Consider the following 219-nt stretch of genomic DNA (forward strand, 5'->3'; position numbering starts at 1 on the left):
GCATCGCTGAAGAACCAGTCGTGACGGTCCGGCTGATCACCCCGATGCGGGCGGCCGTCGTACTCGGCATATTCGGCACTCAATCCGGTACGGGCGTGGCAGGCTTTGCGCAGGTACTGGCGGCTGGCCGCTGCGGCTGCATGCCAGAAAGGACGGTCGCATTCGTCGCTCCACAGAGCAAAAAGTTCATAGAAATGCGGCAAATGATAAGAGGGATCG

1 pseudogene is annotated in these 219 nt (G+C 60.3%); it reads right to left on the reverse strand.

Going from position 1 to position 219, the window contains the following annotated elements:
• Positions 1 to 219, reverse strand: a pseudogene (locus H6B10_RS17170) (glycosyl hydrolase family 8); the annotation flags it as partial.

It is taken from the genome of Gemmiger formicilis, assembly GCF_016901605.1.
In the GTDB taxonomy this organism is placed as follows: domain Bacteria; phylum Bacillota; class Clostridia; order Oscillospirales; family Ruminococcaceae; genus Gemmiger; species Gemmiger formicilis_B.